We start from the raw sequence: 14,728 nt of genomic DNA, 5'->3' as shown, positions 1-14,728 counted from the left end.
GGTGATGTCTCCCGCCTTCCGAATACCTCGCCGGTTGCATTCGCTCTGCGATCTGCTCGCCAGAGGAATTCTTCACCAGCGGGGAAGGCGGGGACAGGGGATTAAGCGGTGCTGTAAAAGCGCAGCCCAGATGCATGATCGCGGTTGTCCGGAAGAGGCAGTGCCGCCCCCGGACAACCGCTGTGGTGCTACCTGCCGCGCGTCACCGGCTGCGGCTCGGCAGTACGGCCGTCGCCAGCAGCAGGAGCAGCACCCCGCCCGCCGCGTTCCACAGTCCGCGCTCCAGATCCGTGAACCCGAAGGAGACCGGAGCCGCCTGACGGAACTGTTGCACCACCCACAGGACACCGGTCGCGAGTCCGACCACTCCGGCGAGCGCCATCAGCACCCGGGGGCGCAGCGCCAGCGCGAACAGGGCCAGGCCCGCCGCCACCGACAGCGGGAGCAGCATGGAGGTGCCGGTGTCCGCACCGGCCCCCTCCAGCCCGGTGAACAGGTCCAGCGCAGGCACCTCTCGTGGGTCGCGGCCCTCGTACCAGGGCTGGAAGGCGCTCAGGACGAGTGCGGCCGCCCCGGCCAGTCCCATCAGGACAGCCATTGCCATACGGGCCATCTCATACCCTCCTCTTCTCTCGTCCCTGCTTTCGTCTTCTTCTTGTCTCTTCTTTCGTCCGCACCGGATTCACCGGCTGCCGAGGCCGGCCGGATGCTTCTTGCGCAACGCCGACCTGGCCGGCACCAGACAGCCCGCGAACGTGGTCACCACCACCGTCAGGACGATCAACCCTGCCTGAACGGGAGGCAGATAGGGCAGAGAACCAGCCAGCGAGAAGCTGAACGCCGCCAGCGGTATGACCGCGGCCAGCGTGCCCACGATCAAGCCGGACAGGACGATCAGCGCGGCCTCCGTCATCAGCATGCGCCGCACCTGCCCGCGCCCCGCGCCGACCAGCCGCAGGAGCACCAGCTCCTGACGCCGTCCCACCATGATGAGGACGAGCGTGCTGAGGACGGCGATGACGGTGAAGACACCGATGACGCTCACCGCCACCACGGTGATCACCTGCCCCACCCCCCGGTCCTCGGCCTGGAGGTGTTCCGCGTCCGGGGCCCGCGACACCTTCGCGCCCAGCACGGACCCGTCGAGCGCCCGCTGCACGGCGGCCGCCACCCCGCCCGCCCCGGGTGCCTCGGTGATCAGCACGCGGCTGAGCAACGGGTGCGCCACGTGCGGGGCCAGCTCGTCCGTCGAGAACAGGAAGTCACCGAGGGCGAGGCCCCGTTCGTAGAGCGCGACCACCTTGAGCGGCGCCGCCACCCCGTCGCCGTAGCGCACCGTGACCTCGTCCCCGACGCCCGCAACGAGGGAGCTCGCCCGGCTCTTGCCGAGCGCGACCGTACCCCTGCCCAGGGCCTTCAGACTGCCTTCGACGACGTCCGGGTCGAGGGTGGCGGGAAGTGCGGCCGGGTCCACGCCCATGACGGGCAGCCGGTCCAGCTTCGGCTCGCCCGTCTCCCGGCGGGCCAGCACCACCGTGCTGTGCATCACCCCGGTGGCGGCTTCGACACCGGGTACCCGGCGGACCTCGGTCACCGTGTCCCGCGGGATACCGGGTCCGTCCGCCGTGACCTCCAGCGAGGCGCGCATGGCGGCCACGGCCTGCTTGCCGCCCTGCCGCTCGAGGGTCGCCCCCGCGGAGAGCTGGACGCTGACGAATGCCACGACCAGGATGATCGAGGTGATGGCGGCACCGAGCCGCCGGGAGTTGGCCTGCGAGGCGGCGACCGCCAGGTAGCCGCCGGCCCCGAGGTTGCGGGCTGCCGCACCGAGGGTGCGCAGGGCGGTCCTGGCGATCCACGGACCCAGCAGCGCGCACGCGATCACCAGCCCCATGGCGGCCGTGCCGGCGGCCATCGCAGCGAACTCGCCGGACTGGAGCGCCGCGGTGCCCGCGGAGCTGACCCCCAGCAACAGCAGCACGATCCCGGTGACGGTCCGGCCGCGGCCGGGCTCGGCGGGTTCGGTCAGCGATTCCCCCATCGCCTGCGCGGGGCTCACCTTTGCGATGCGCCCGCAGGCGATGCCCGCCGACAGCCGCGCGACCACCAGCGTCAGGACGGCGGTGAGCACGGGGGTCGCCATCATCCAGTAGGACGTGGGCAGTTCGAGGCCGGGCGGTACGGCGCTGCGGGCGCGCAGCAGGTGGATGAGGAGGAGGAACACGGGCACCGCACCGATCGCACCGAGCACGGTGGCGGACACGGCCACCATCCGCACCTCACGGCCGACGGTCAGCCGCAGCTGACGGGGGGTCGCACCGACGGCCCGCAACAGCGCCATTTCCCGCGCCCGTTGGTGGACGGCCTGCGTGACCGTGCTCGCGACAACGAGCACGGCGATCATCACGACCGTCGCACACACCGTGGCCAGGAGCATCAGGAGCATCATCCGGCTGGGCGCCGACTCCACGAACTCCGGTTCACCGCGCCCGTTGCCCGTCAGGAGGCGCAACGTCGACGAGTCCTCCTTGTACCGGTGCGCCGCGGCGGCGTCCCGGGCGGGCGCGGCGCCGTCGAGCGCCTTGCGCAGCGCCGGGTACAACTCGTGCACGGTGGTGCCGGGTTCGGCCAGCACGCCGATCGCGTCGGTGGTGCCCGGGTGCCCGGCCAGAATGCCGGCGCGCGCGTCGGTGAAGAAGACGGCGCCCTGGTGGGCGAGTCCGCTGGAGGCGGCGCAGCCCGCGGGAGCGGCGATGCTGGAGACCACGTAGGCGCCGGGTGATCCGTACGCCTGGAGCCGCACCCGGTCGCCGACGCCGACGCCGGCCCGCTTCGCCAGGTCCCCGTCGAGGACGACCTGATGGTCGCCGGACGGGGCACGCCCCTGCCTCAGCGTGAAGGGGGCGAGGGCCGCCACCCCCCATCCGTGGCCGTAGACGGGTGCGTCGCCGGACTCGGTGGCACGGCCAGGCACGGTCGAGCCCCCCTTGTCCGCCAGGGTGAGCGGGACGCTGTCGTCGGCGACGGCCGCCCGTACCCCCGGTACCGCCTCGATCCTGGCGACCGCCGAGCGCGGTACCCGGACCCGCTCGGTCAGCGAGGACTCGATCGTCGTCGGCGGGTCGCCCCACGGCTTGGCGGTGTACCGGGTGCTCTGATCGCCCGCCACGACGGCGGTCGTGGCCGCGTACCGCTCGACGCGCGCGTGGCCGACGAAGGCGGACAGCGTGGCGAGGGCGAAACTTCCGAGCAGCAGCGAGGTCAGCACCAGGGCCGCGAACACGGCGGTCCAGGCCTTGCGGTGCATCCGCAGGGACCGCTTCGCGAGGAAGTGGGTGGTGCGCCGGTCGGCGGCCGCGCCCGCGGTGTGCTGCCGCTCGCCGTCCGGGTCCACGGCCGTGCGGCGGGCGCCGTACGTGTCGGTCACCATCGCGCTCACCGCTCCCCGAGGCGCGCCATCGCCCGCGAGACGGCCTCGGGCCCTGGCTTGTCGAGGGCGTCGACGATGCGCCCGTCCTCGATGAACACCGCCTCGTCGCTCCACGAGGCGGCGACGGGGTCGTGGGTGACCATCACCACCGTGTGGCCCTCCCGGTCCACGGCGTCGCGCAGCAGCGCCAGCACGTCGCGGGCGGTGATCGGGTCGAGTGCCCCGGTGGGTTCGTCGGCGAAGATTACCGCCGGGTTGTTGACGAGTGCGCGGGCGATGGCCACGCGCTGCTGCTGCCCGCCGGACAGCCGGTGCGGCGAGTCGTCGGCCCGGTCCCCGAGCCCCACCGATGCCAGCACCCGCAGGGCTCGTTCCCGTACGTCGGGGTGGTCGGGGCGTTCACCGCTCAGAAGCAGCGGCAGCGCCGTGTTCTCCCGCACCGTCAGCGAAGGTACGAGGTTGAGCGCCTGGAACACGAAACCGATCCGGTCCCGGCGCAGCCGGGTCAACGCGGCCTCGCTGAGCCGGGACAGGTCGGTGCCGCCGATCCGCACGGTGCCGGACGTCGGCTGGTCGAGCCCGGCCGCGCACTGGAGGAACGTCGTCTTGCCGGACCCGGAGCGTCCCATGACCGCCAGGAAACGACCGCGTTCCAGGGTGAGGCTGACGTCGTCCAGCGCGTTGACCTGCTTGCCGTCACGCCGGTAACTGCGGGTGACCGACTCCAGCACCAGGGCGGGCTCGGGGGCAGCCGCGCGGCCGTGGTGCGCCGCCGATGTGCCGGGCGAGGTGGTCGAGCTGCGTTTCCCCGTACGAACCCTGATCATGCTGATGCCCTCCGGGGCTTGCGACCGGTTCACCGGTCTCGTTCTGACCGCGGGCCCGGTTGTCGGCGGGGCGGTTGTGTGCCGGTGGTTCCACCCGTGTCCGCACGTGCCTCTCCACCTGTGAAAGACGGTATGGATCCTCCGATCGGCAAGCGATGGTGCACGTACCCGAAGCGGAGTACAGCCAGCTCCACCATGGGTTGAGGTGACCGGTGCACCGCGCGGGGAGGCCGTGATCCGTATCCTCGGGGTATGCCGCTCGGCGGCCCGGCCTGTGCCCCAGGGAGTGCTGATGAACGTCCTCGAGTTGCAGCTCCGCCGTTCCTGGCTGGCCGGCCTCTACCTCTACTCCGGTCTGCTGGTGGCCTGGCTGTTCTTCGTGGGGATCTTCGTGCTGGCAGCGGGGCTGTTCTTCACCGTGTCCCTGATCGGTGCCCCGGCCTGGCCGGAGGTCGTACGGTTGCTGCGCAGACTGGCGGGATACGAACGGGTCCGGGCCGGCGCCCGGCTCAAGTCCCCCGTTCCCGAGCAGTACTTGCCCCTCGACGGCTCGCCGACCGACCGGGTGCGGCTCGCCCTGACCGACCCGGGCACCTGGCGCGACGCACGATGGCTGCCCGTCGCCGTCCTGACCCTCGTCGTCTTCTCCGTACTCACCGTGTTCCTGTGGCTGATCGGCCTGCTCGTCGACGGAACGCGCCTGGGCCTCGGCGGCGCCGCCGACCGCCGTCGCCTGGAGCGGTACGGCACCCCGCCCCCCGAGCGCTCTCCCCTCGTCCTCCAGGGGATCGAGAAGCTCGCGGACCTCCAGGCGACGTGGACCTCGGCGCTGTTGCGCCCCTCCGACTCCCGGCGCCTGAGCGACCGGATCGCCGAACTGTCAGAGAGCAGGGCGGGCGCGCTGGAGGCGCACAGTGCCGAACTGCGCCGCATCGAACGGGACCTCCACGACGGAGTCCAGGCGCAGTTGGTGGCCCTGTCCATGCGGATCGGGCTGGCCAAGCAGCAGTTGCGCGCCGACCCCGACGCCGCGCTCGCCCGCCTCGACGAGGCGCAGTCCGGCCTGGAGAGCGCGCTCGCGGAACTTCGTCACGTCGTACGCACCGTGCACCCGCCCGTGCTGACGGACCGTGGACTGGCCGGAGCGGTGCGGGCCCTGGCCGCCTCCTCCGAGATCCCCGTCGACATGAGCCTCAGCCCCGTGGAGAACGGCCACCGACTGCCCGCGGCGGCGGAAGCGGCGTCGTACTTCGTGGTCGCGGAAGCCCTGACCAACGTCCGCAAGCACAGTGGCGCCCGCCGCGCCTCGGTACGCTTCACCAGGAACAACGGGATGCTGAGCGTCGTGGTCACCGACGACGGGCACGGCGGCGCCGACGAACACGGCGGCAGCGGTCTGATCGGTATCCGCAGGCGTGTGGCGGCGTTGGACGGAACAGCGAGCCTGACCAGTCCTGTGGGCGGGCCGACCAAGCTGGAAGTGGAGCTACCGTGCGGATCGTGATCGCAGAGGACAACACCCTGTTACGCGAAGGGATGATCCTGCTGCTGACAACCAACGGCCACGAGGTGGTGGCTTCGTGCGCCGCAGGCCCCGAGGTACTGCCTGCGCTGCGCCAACACCGCCCCGATGTCGCCGTGCTCGACGTGCGGCTGCCGCCGACCTTCCGTGACGAGGGTCTGCGCGCGGCCGTCGCGGCCCGCGTCGAGTTCCCCGAGCTGCCCATCCTGGTGCTCTCCCAGTACGTGGAACAGGCCTACGCCTCCGAGCTGTTGGCGGGCGGCGCGCACGGGATCGGCTACCTCCTCAAGGACCGGGTGGGACGGGTCGAGCAGTTCCTGGAGGCCCTGGAGCGCATCACCGCCGGAGGCACCGCACTGGATCCGGAGGTGGTGACCGAGATCCTCAGCCGGAAGGCCGCGGCCCGACCGCTCCAGGGGCTGACGCCGCGGGAACAGGAGGTGCTGGCGATGATGGCCCAGGGACTTGCCAACGGTGCCATCGCGGAACGACTGGTGGTCACCGAGCGGGCCGTGAGCAAACACATCCGTGGCGTGTTCGACAAGCTGGGGCTGCCCCCCGAGAGCAGCAGCGTGCACCGCAGAGTCCTGGCCGTACTCGCCTACCTCGACGCCGGCACCGCCCCCCAGACCCAGCACCCCCAGAAGACCTGAAGGACCGGCCCGGGTACACACGTAAATACCCGGGTGCCCGGAAGAGTTTCCGGGCACCCGGGTCGGGGACTCGGCACGACAACGGCGGGGGAGGCCAGTCGTGCTGTCCCAGTCACGGGGGGGGGGGACTGCTGGAGTCACTGCGAACTGCTGGGATCCGTCACAGACGTCACAGATAGTCCTTCATGGACGTACAGGTCTTGCGCAGCCCGTCGAGGCGCTTGTTCTGCGCCGAGACGTAAGCGGACACCGACCCGGGGCTGCGGTCCTTCGGACTGGTGGCGCGCAAGTCCTTCGCCACGCCCCGGGCGGCATCGGCGAGCGAGTCGTCACCGGCCTTCTTCGCCAGCTCGTCGAGCTTGTCCGCCCGCTGCCCGACCTCCTTCTTGGCCGCGTCCGCGTCCTTGGTGTTCGGGTCGAAGAGCGCGAGGTCCAGGATTTCCAGACAGGTGTCGCCGCGGTCCAGTACTTTCTGCGGAGTGTCCTCGCAGGAGGCCAGTCCTATGGACGCGGGCACGACAAGCATGATCGCCACCACAGCCCTGGCGAACCCCTCCCGTTTCCCCTTCAAAAGGCCGTTCAGGTGCTCGTTCGCATTCATGGTTCCGCTCTCCTCGGAGTGGCTTCTTCGGCGGTGTCCGGGATCGGGCCCGAGGTCAGCCGTTGGCGTTGTTGGCCCGCATCCAGCGCACGACGGCCCAGATCACGGCGATGGCATCCAGAGAGAACCCCACGATCATCACCGTCGTGTGCGTGCTGCCGTCGACCGCGTGGGAGACCACCGAGGTCAGCATGGCGCCCACGAAGAAGACGAACAGCGGGGGGATGATCCAGCCGCTTCCGATCTTTCGCTTAGTCCGTTCCATGAGAGCCTCCAGCCCTACCGGTTCACCGCACGGTTCGACCCGCGCCGTACTTGTTCCATGGTGTCCGGCGGGAGGGTTCGGAGCAGTACACCGCGTACCCGAACAGGGGTGGAGCCTGTACTACCCCGGCGAGTTCAGCATTCCGTGCGTCCCACCCCGGGCGGCCGTTCCCACCGTGCCCACCAGCGCAGTTCCACCCAGCCTTAATAGCCTGCCCCGCACGTGTCACGGGTGCCAGCATCGACTGGAATTCGCTCGGCCACGCAGGAGCGGCCGGACCACGGGAGGGTGCAGCACCGATGGACACGCCCAAGGACGAGCTGCCGTTGCGCCGCCACAGGAACTACCACCTCCTGTGGGGGAGCCAGGCCCTGTCCGAACTCGGCGCTCAGATATCGATGTTCGCCCTGCCGCTGCTGATCCTCGCGCTGACCGATTCCGCGCTCTACGCCGGAGCGGCCGGGGCGGCCAGTGCGGCGACCCGGCTGATCGTGCTCATTCCGGCAGGCGCTCTGATCGACCGCTGGAACCGCAGGTCGGTGATGCTCTACTGCGAGCTCGCCCGTGTCCCGGTCATGGTGGCGCTGGCCTGGGCCGTCCTTCAGGGCAACACGACCCTCGCGCACATTCTGGCGGTGGCGATCGTGGACGGAGCCGCCGCGGCGATGTTCGCCCCCGCCGAGGAGGCGGCGCTTCCGCAGGTCGTCGCCAAGAGCCAGTTGTCCACCGCTGTCTCGGTGAGTGCGGCCCGCAGCTACGTCGCCACGCTGGCCGGCCCCGGGGTCGGCGGATTCCTCTTCAGTGCGCACAAGGCACTGCCGTTCACGGTGAACGCGCTGACGTACGTCGCGTCCTTCGTGATGATCCTCTTCCTGCGGTTGCGCTCGGCGAAACCGGCCGCCGCGCAGCCCGGAGGGTCCCTGCTGAGGGAGATCGGTGAGGGCATCGGCTGGATCTGGCGCAGGCCGGTGATCCGGGCGAGCATGATGGTGGCGGTCGTGGTGAGCGTGTGCTTCAACGCCCTTTACCTGGTCGTGCTCACGGCTGCGCAACGTTCCGAGGTGTCCGCGCCCGAGATTGGGGCCATCGGCGTCATGGTGGGCCTGGGCGGGCTCGCCGGCGCCCTGTTGGCACCGCAGGTGCATCAGAGGCTCTCCCCCCGCGCCTCGATCATTCTGCTCGGCGTGCTGGGTTCGTGCTTCACGCCCCTTCTGCTGCTGGGCGACAGCGGCTATCTGTTCGGCGGTGTGCTGGCGCTGGTCGCGTTCTGCGCACCGGTGGTGCAGACCGCCGTGGTCTCCTACCAGATGTCGGCGACCCCCGACCGGCTGCGCGGAAGGGTCAGCGCGGCGATGGGGCTCGCCGGCGGAGCGGCAGGCGCGATGGGGCCACTGTTGGGCGGGGCCCTGATGGACGCGGGCGGGAAGACCCTCGCCGTGCCGGTGTGCACGGCGGTGCTGCTGCTGGCAGCCGTCCTGGCGGTCCTGAGCCCGGCCCTGCGGAAGTTCAATCAGGCTGGTACGGGTGGCTTGCAAGTGGTCCGTGGATGTGTAGGACCGGGGGCCGGATAGCGTGGGAAAATGCTGACCGAAGTCATCGCGACCCGTTACGTCACGCCTCTGCGTGAGGGCGGCTCGCTCCCCGGAATCGTCGAGGCCGACGATCTCGGCACGTACGTCATGAAGTTCACCGGCGCCGGACAGGGCCGCAAGACCCTGGTGGCCGAAGTCGTCTGCGGCGAGCTCGGCCGCCGGCTCGGGCTGCGGGTGCCGCGGCTGGTCACCATGGAGCTCGACCCGGTCATCGGGCTCGGCGAGCCCGACCAGGAGGTGCAGGAGCTGCTCAAGGCGAGCGGCGGGCTGAACCTCGGGATGGACTTCCTGCCGGGCTCCCTCGGCTTCGACCCGCTCGCGTACGAGGTCGGGCCGGCCGAGGCGGGGCGGGTGGTCTGGTTCGACGCGCTGATCAACAACGTCGACCGGTCCTGGCGCAACCCCAACATGATGGTCTGGCACGGCGACCTGTGGCTCATCGACCACGGCGCCACCATGATCTGGCAGCACAACTGGCCCACCGCGCGGACCGCGGCCGCCAAGCCGTACAACGCCTCCGACCACGCGCTGGCCCGCTTCGGTCCTGACGTGCAGGCCGCCGCGCGCGAGCTGGCCCCGCTGGTCACCGAGGAGCTGCTCACCGAGGTCACCGCCCAGGTCCCCGACGTGTGGCTGGCCGGCGAGCCCGGCTTCGAGAGCCCGGACGCGCTGCGCCGCGCCTACGTGGACGCGCTGCTTCCGCGCGCCGCGACCATCCACGAGCGGATCACCCTCGAAGCGCCGACAAGGGAGCGGCCCTCGCAGGCGCCCGGCTGGCTGACCGAGCACCTCAAGCCGTGGCCGCACCCGACGAAGGCACAGAAGGAGGAGCAGGCACAGGAGCAGGTACGGCAGCAGGCACAGCAGCAGCCGGCGCAGCAGGACGGTGGCGGCAAGTGAGCGAGCAGCAGCAGCGGACGGGCAGTGCCGTCCAGCGCCATGTCTTCGAGTACGCCCTGGTACGCGTCGTGCCCCGGGTCGAGCGCGGTGAGATGTTCAACGCGGGGGTGATGGTCTACTGCCGGGCCAAGTCGTACGCGGCCGCGCTCACGCACCTCGACGAGGCCAAGCTCCTCGCCCTCGACCCGCAGGCCGACGTGATCGGCGTACGGGCCGCGCTGCACGCCGTCGCGGGCCTCTGCGGGGGAGGCGAGGCGGCGGGCCAGGCGGCGGGTGACGATCCCGGGCGGCGGTTCCGGTGGCTGAGCGCGCCGCGCTCCGGCGTCGTACAGCCGGGTCCCGTGCACACCGGACTGACGGCCGATCCGCAGGCGGAACTGGCGCGGCTGCTCGACGTACTGGTGCGCTGAGGCACGGGGGACGCCGTGTGACCTTCGCCGGGGGAGCCGGGCGGCCGTTGACACCGGGTGCCGTGGCTTCTAGCGTCACGTCTGCTGAGTCCTACTAAGCGGTTGCTCAGCTGATGAGCGGTCCCCCGGGGCCGGTTCCCAAGGGCGAGGAGATCAGGGATGTCCACCACCGAGCAGCGTGTGGCGATCGTGACCGGGGCGGCGCGCGGCATTGGCGCCGCCACCGCACTGCGGCTCGCGGCCGAGGGCCGCGCCGTCGCCGTACTCGACCTCGACGAGGCGGCCTGCAAGGACACCGTCGAGAAGATCACCGCGGCCGGCGGCCGGGCGCTCGCCGTCGGCTGCGACGTGTCCGACGAGGCCCAGGTGGCCGCCGCCGTCGAGCGCGTCGCCGCCGAGCTGGGCGCGCCCACGATCCTCGTCAACAACGCGGGCGTGCTGCGCGACAACCTGCTGTTCAAGATGAGCGAGCTGGACTGGGACACCGTCATGGGCGTCCACCTCAAGGGTGCCTTCCTGATGTCGCGCGCCTGCCAGAAGCACATGGTGGACGCGAAGTTCGGCCGCATCGTCAACCTGTCGTCCAGCTCGGCGCTCGGCAACCGCGGCCAGGCCAACTACGCCACCGCCAAGGCCGGCCTCCAGGGCTTCACCAAGACCCTCGCCAAGGAGCTCGGCAAGTTCGGCGTCACCGCCAACGCCGTCGCCCCCGGCTTCATCGTCACCGAGATGACCGCGCAGACCGCCGCCCGCGTCGGCATGGGCTTCGAGGAGTTCCAGGCGGCGGCCGCCACCCAGATCCCCGTGCAGCGCGTCGGCCACCCCGAGGACATCGCCAACGCCATCGCCTTCTTCGCCGGCGACGCGGCGGGCTTCGTCTCGGGCCAGGTCATGTACGTCGCCGGTGGACCCCTCAACTGACCTGCCGCACAAAGGGATTGAGCTCATGACTGAAGAAGCGCAGGACAGTGGCGTGCAGGACAGTGACGTGCAGGAGACCGGCGTGCAGGGCGGCGGCGTACGGGACAGCGGCAGGGTCGCGCTGATCACCGGTGCCAGCCGGGGCATCGGCTACGGCATCGCCGAGGCGCTCGTCGCCCGCGGCGACCGGGTGTGCATCACCGGCCGCAACGAGGACGCCCTCAAGGAAGCGGTCGAGAAGCTCGGCGCGGACCGGGTGATCGGCGTCGCGGGCAAGGCGCACGACGAGGCCCACCAGGCCGTCGCCGTCGAGCGGACGATGGAGGCCTTCGGCCGGGTCGACTACCTCGTCAACAACGCCGGTACGAACCCGGTGTTCGGCCCGATGGCCGAGATGGACCTGAACGTCGCCCGCAAGGTTTTCGAGACCAACGTCATCTCGGCGCTCGGCTTCGCCCAGCAGACCTGGAAGGCCTGGCAGAGCAGCAACGGCGGTGCGATCGTCAACATCGCGTCGGTGGCCGGTATTTCGGCCTCGCCCTTCATCGGGGCGTACGGCATGAGCAAGGCGGCCATGGTCAACCTCACGCTCCAGCTGGCGCACGAGTTCGCCCCGCTGGTGCGGGTCAACGCGATCGCGCCCGCCGTGGTGAAGACCAAGTTCGCCCAGGCGCTGTACGAGGGCCGGGAGGCGGAGGCGGCAGCGGCGTACCCGCTGGGGCGGCTCGGCGTACCGGCGGACATCGGCGGCGCCGCCGCGTTCCTCACCTCGGAGCAGTCCGACTGGATCACCGGACAGACCCTCGTCGTGGACGGCGGCATCTTCCTCAACGCCGGGGTGCAGTGACGCGAGTGGCTTGAAACCGTCGACCGGCAGAAGCGGTGCGAAGGCGTCGGACGGCTGACGCGGGCGGCTGATGCGGGCGGCGGCCCCAAGCCGGTGACGGAATCAATCGTTCCGAAATGGTGACCGGCCCGTCGGACAACTCCCTTGTTCCGGCGGGCCGTTGCGGTATGGTCTGCCGACCCACGGCTGATCGAGGAGCGTGCACGTGTTTGACCGGGCCAGGCGTCTGCGGGTTGCCGCAGCCCTCACGTCGATATCCCTGCTGGCTGGATGCGGGGTGTTGGCGCAGGACAGTCCCGACGCGGAGGACACACTGACCGTCGGAACGACCAGCAAGCCCAGCACGCTCGACCCGGCGGGCTCCTGGGACGGCTCCTGGGAGCTGTACCGCAACGTCTTCCAGACCCTGCTGAGCTACCCGACCGGCAGTGTCGAGCCCACCGAGGACGCGGCGAAGGAATGCGGCTTCGACGACAGCGCCCACCGCGTCTACACCTGCACCCTCAAACCGGGACTGACCTTCTCCGACGGCACGAAGCTCGATGCCGCCGCGGTCCGGTACTCGATCGAACGCATCCTCAGGATCAAGGCGGAGGGCGGTCCCGACGGACTGCTCAGCAGCCTCCAGCGGGTCGAGGCCCGGGGTGCGGACAAGGTCGTCTTCCGCCTCAACAAGCCCGACGCGACCTTCCCGTTCGTCCTCGCCACCCCCGGCATGTCGCTGGTCAGCCCGGCCGCGTACCCGGCGGACCGGCTCCGCCGCGGCAACTCCCTGACCGGCTCCGGCCCCTACCACCTCCGGGCCTACCGCCCCAAGGGGGCGGACGCGGGGGCGGAATTGGTGCGCAACCCGTCGTACAAGGGCTTCGCCGACCGTAAGAACGACGCCGTCACCATCCGCTACTTCGACAACTCCGCGAAGATGGTCAAGGAGCTCAAGGAGAAGCAGATCGACGCGACCTTCCGGGGCCTGACCGCGGGGCAGATCGTCGGCCTCCAGGAACAGCAGGCGGGAGGGCCGGTCAAGGTGACCGAGTCGCCCGGCTCGGAGATCCACTACCTGGTCTTCAACCCGAAGGACCGGAACGCGGCCAACCCGGCGGTCCGCAAGGCGGTCGCCCAGCTCGTGGACCGGACGGCGCTCGTCGAGAAGGTCTTCAAGGGCACCTCGGAGCCCCTGTACTCGATGGTGCCGAGCGGCATCGCCGGGCACACCACCGACTTCTTCGACAAGTACGGCCAGCCCGACCCGGCAGCGGCGAAGCGGCTCCTGCGCGCGTCGGGCATCACCCGGCCGGTGTCACTGGCCTTCTGGTACCCCACCAACCGGTACGGCTCGGCGACCGCCCTGGAGTTCGCGGAGCTCAAGCGGCAGCTGGAGGAGTCCGGGCTGTTCCGGATCACCCTCAAGGGCCTCCCCTGGGACGACTTCCAGCGCGGTGTGCAGAAGGGCGACTACCCGGTCTTCGGCCGCGGCTGGGCGCCGGACTACCCGGATCCCGACAGCTTCGTCTCGCCCTTCGTCGGCGAGAAGAACGCGATCTCCACGCCGTACGTGGTGCCCGAGATCACCGGGGACCTGCTGCCGAAGTCGCGCCGCGAGATCGACCGGAGCAGGGCGGCCGTCCACTTCGTGAAGGCCCAGGAAATCCTGATGCGCGACGGACAGCTGCTGCCGCTGTGGCAGGGCAAGATGTACGTCGCCGCGTCCGAGGACATCGGCGGCACCGAGCGGGCGCTGGACCCGCAGACCGTGATGCAGGTCTGGGAGCTGTTCCGCAAGACCAGCTGGTAGCCCGTCTGGTGCTGGTGCTGGTGCTGGTGCTGGTGGAGGGGCTGGTGGAGGTGGAGGGGCTGGTGCCGGTGGAGGGGCAGGTGGCCGGGAGCGGCGTTGTCAGTGGTGGCCGGTAGGTTCTTTTGCAGAGAACGAATCTTTCACCGGAGGTTGTTGACGTGACCGACACCCAGATGCTGCCCGAGTCCTGGCGCGGGGTCCTCGGCGAGGAGCTGGCGAAGCCCTACTTCAAGGAGCTCGTGGAGTTCGTCGAGGACGAGCGGGCGAAGGGGCCGGTCTACCCGCCGCGTGACGAGGTCTTCGCCGCCCTCGCCGCCACCCCGTACGACAAGGTGAAGGTCCTGGTCCTCGGCCAGGACCCCTACCACGGCGAGGGCCAGGGGCACGGCCTGTGCTTCTCGGTGCGGCCCGGCGTCAAGACGCCCCCGTCCCTGCGCAACATCTACAAGGAGATGCACGCCGAACTGGGCACCCCCGTCCCGGACAACGGCTATCTGATGCCGTGGGCCGAGCAGGGCGTGCTGCTGCTCAACGCGGTGCTGACCGTGCGCAAGGGCGAGGCCAACTCGCACAAGGGCAAGGGCTGGGAGAAGTTCACCGACGCGGTGATCCGCGCGGTCGCCGCCCGTCCCGACCCGGCGGTCTTCGTCCTCTGGGGGAACTACGCCCAGAAGAAGCTCCCGCTGATCGACACCGAGCGGCACGCCGTGGTGAAGGGTGCGCACCCCTCGCCGCTGTCCGCGAAGAAGTGGTTCGGCTCGCAGCCCTTCACCCAGATCAACGCGGCGGTCGCGGAGCAGGGCCACGAGGCGATCGACTGGACCGTGCCGAACCTGGGCTGAGCCTGAGCACGATTGCGGGTGCCTCCGGCTAGCGTCACTGGGACCAGTGAGTACGCACGTGAGTACGTGCGTATGCGAGTACGGGGTTCAGCGGAGGCCGCAGTGGTGGAGCAGCAAGGGGCG

14 protein-coding genes are annotated in these 14,728 nt (G+C 70.5%); 9 read left to right on the top strand and 5 right to left on the bottom strand.

Annotation, left to right across the window (positions count from 1 at the left end):
* Positions 1 to 202 precede the first annotated feature (202 nt).
* The 3 genes from AB0D18_RS35635 to AB0D18_RS35625 all read right to left on the bottom strand — a co-directional run bounded on the left by AB0D18_RS35635 (position 203) and on the right by AB0D18_RS35625 (position 4,254).
* Positions 203 to 613, bottom strand: coding sequence for a hypothetical protein (locus tag AB0D18_RS35635; RefSeq protein WP_362428470.1), 411 nt, complete (start codon positions 611 to 613; stop codon positions 203 to 205).
* 69 nt (positions 614 to 682) lie between these two features.
* Entirely contained in the window at positions 683 to 3,307 is a 2,625-nt protein-coding gene (locus AB0D18_RS35630) for an FtsX-like permease family protein (protein WP_362428618.1), read from the bottom strand.
* 128 nt (positions 3,308 to 3,435) lie between these two features.
* Positions 3,436 to 4,254 carry an ABC transporter ATP-binding protein gene (locus AB0D18_RS35625; RefSeq protein ID WP_362428615.1) on the bottom strand — a complete coding sequence of 273 codons (819 nt, stop codon included), beginning with the start codon at positions 4,252 to 4,254 and terminating at the stop codon, positions 3,436 to 3,438.
* A gap of 295 nt (positions 4,255 to 4,549) precedes the next feature.
* Here AB0D18_RS35625 and AB0D18_RS35620 point away from each other — a divergent pair, with 295 nt between their 5' ends.
* Together AB0D18_RS35620 and AB0D18_RS35615 are read left to right on the top strand one after the other, a co-directional pair.
* Complete coding sequence (locus AB0D18_RS35620) at positions 4,550 to 5,761, top strand: sensor histidine kinase (protein ID WP_362428467.1); 1,212 nt, start codon at positions 4,550 to 4,552, stop codon at positions 5,759 to 5,761.
* Positions 5,749 to 6,432: a response regulator transcription factor gene (locus AB0D18_RS35615; protein WP_362428464.1), complete on the top strand. Its 684-nt coding sequence runs from the start codon at positions 5,749 to 5,751 to the stop codon at positions 6,430 to 6,432. Before AB0D18_RS35620 ends, AB0D18_RS35615 begins: the two co-directional genes overlap by 13 nt.
* Before the next feature lie 169 nt (positions 6,433 to 6,601).
* Here the strand turns inward: AB0D18_RS35615 and AB0D18_RS35610 are convergent, their stop codons facing one another.
* Together AB0D18_RS35610 and AB0D18_RS35605 are read right to left on the bottom strand one after the other, a co-directional pair.
* On the bottom strand, positions 6,602 to 7,033 hold the full coding sequence (locus AB0D18_RS35610; protein ID WP_362428461.1) for a hypothetical protein: 432 nt from the start codon (positions 7,031 to 7,033) through the stop codon (positions 6,602 to 6,604).
* Between the two features lie 55 nt (positions 7,034 to 7,088).
* Positions 7,089 to 7,298, bottom strand: a complete 210-nt coding sequence (locus AB0D18_RS35605; RefSeq protein ID WP_362428459.1) for a hypothetical protein — start codon at positions 7,296 to 7,298, stop codon at positions 7,089 to 7,091.
* 299 nt (positions 7,299 to 7,597) lie between these two features.
* Between AB0D18_RS35605 and AB0D18_RS35600 the strand changes: the two genes are divergently transcribed.
* The 7 genes from AB0D18_RS35600 (at position 7,598) to ung (ending at position 14,605) form a co-directional block, all read left to right on the top strand.
* Positions 7,598 to 8,869: an MFS transporter gene (locus AB0D18_RS35600; RefSeq protein WP_362428457.1), complete on the top strand. Its 1,272-nt coding sequence runs from the start codon at positions 7,598 to 7,600 to the stop codon at positions 8,867 to 8,869.
* A gap of 9 nt (positions 8,870 to 8,878) precedes the next feature.
* Positions 8,879 to 9,790, top strand: a complete 912-nt coding sequence (locus tag AB0D18_RS35595; protein WP_362428454.1) for a HipA family kinase — start codon at positions 8,879 to 8,881, stop codon at positions 9,788 to 9,790.
* Complete coding sequence (locus AB0D18_RS35590; RefSeq protein WP_362428453.1) at positions 9,787 to 10,200, top strand: DUF3037 domain-containing protein; 414 nt, start codon at positions 9,787 to 9,789, stop codon at positions 10,198 to 10,200. The genes AB0D18_RS35595 and AB0D18_RS35590 overlap by 4 nt, the downstream gene beginning before the upstream one ends.
* A gap of 159 nt (positions 10,201 to 10,359) precedes the next feature.
* A complete protein-coding gene (gene fabG, locus AB0D18_RS35585; protein ID WP_362428450.1) occupies positions 10,360 to 11,121 on the top strand; it encodes a 3-oxoacyl-ACP reductase FabG in 762 nt (253 codons plus the stop codon).
* A gap of 25 nt (positions 11,122 to 11,146) precedes the next feature.
* Positions 11,147 to 11,968: an SDR family oxidoreductase gene (locus AB0D18_RS35580; RefSeq protein WP_362428447.1), complete on the top strand. Its 822-nt coding sequence runs from the start codon at positions 11,147 to 11,149 to the stop codon at positions 11,966 to 11,968.
* 205 nt (positions 11,969 to 12,173) lie between these two features.
* Positions 12,174 to 13,763 (top strand): ABC transporter substrate-binding protein, encoded by a 1,590-nt coding sequence (locus AB0D18_RS35575; RefSeq protein WP_362428612.1) that lies wholly within the window; start codon positions 12,174 to 12,176, stop codon positions 13,761 to 13,763.
* Positions 13,764 to 13,921: 158 nt separating this feature from the next.
* On the top strand, positions 13,922 to 14,605 hold the full coding sequence (ung, locus tag AB0D18_RS35570; protein WP_362428444.1) for a uracil-DNA glycosylase: 684 nt from the start codon (positions 13,922 to 13,924) through the stop codon (positions 14,603 to 14,605).
* The last annotated feature ends 123 nt before the right edge of the window (positions 14,606 to 14,728 follow it).

The organism is Streptomyces sp. NPDC048442 (genome assembly GCF_040651475.1).
GTDB lineage: Bacteria > Actinomycetota > Actinomycetes > Streptomycetales > Streptomycetaceae > Streptomyces.
The sequence above is the reverse complement of the archived record's forward strand: the minus strand, read 5'-3'. Positions and strand labels throughout refer to the sequence as shown.

Coding starts and splice junctions, on each gene's coding strand:
- AB0D18_RS35635 (WP_362428470.1), bottom strand. CDS start 613: ATGGCCCGTATGGCAATGGCTGTCCTGATGGGACTGGCCGGGGCGGCC.
- AB0D18_RS35630 (WP_362428618.1), bottom strand. CDS start 3,307: ATGCACCGCAAGGCCTGGACCGCCGTGTTCGCGGCCCTGGTGCTGACC.
- AB0D18_RS35620 (WP_362428467.1), top strand. CDS start 4,550: ATGAACGTCCTCGAGTTGCAGCTCCGCCGTTCCTGGCTGGCCGGCCTC.
- AB0D18_RS35610 (WP_362428461.1), bottom strand. CDS start 7,033: ATGAATGCGAACGAGCACCTGAACGGCCTTTTGAAGGGGAAACGGGAG.
- AB0D18_RS35605 (WP_362428459.1), bottom strand. CDS start 7,298: ATGGAACGGACTAAGCGAAAGATCGGAAGCGGCTGGATCATCCCCCCG.
- AB0D18_RS35600 (WP_362428457.1), top strand. CDS start 7,598: ATGGACACGCCCAAGGACGAGCTGCCGTTGCGCCGCCACAGGAACTAC.
- AB0D18_RS35595 (WP_362428454.1), top strand. CDS start 8,879: ATGCTGACCGAAGTCATCGCGACCCGTTACGTCACGCCTCTGCGTGAG.
- fabG (WP_362428450.1), top strand. CDS start 10,360: ATGTCCACCACCGAGCAGCGTGTGGCGATCGTGACCGGGGCGGCGCGC.
- AB0D18_RS35580 (WP_362428447.1), top strand. CDS start 11,147: ATGACTGAAGAAGCGCAGGACAGTGGCGTGCAGGACAGTGACGTGCAG.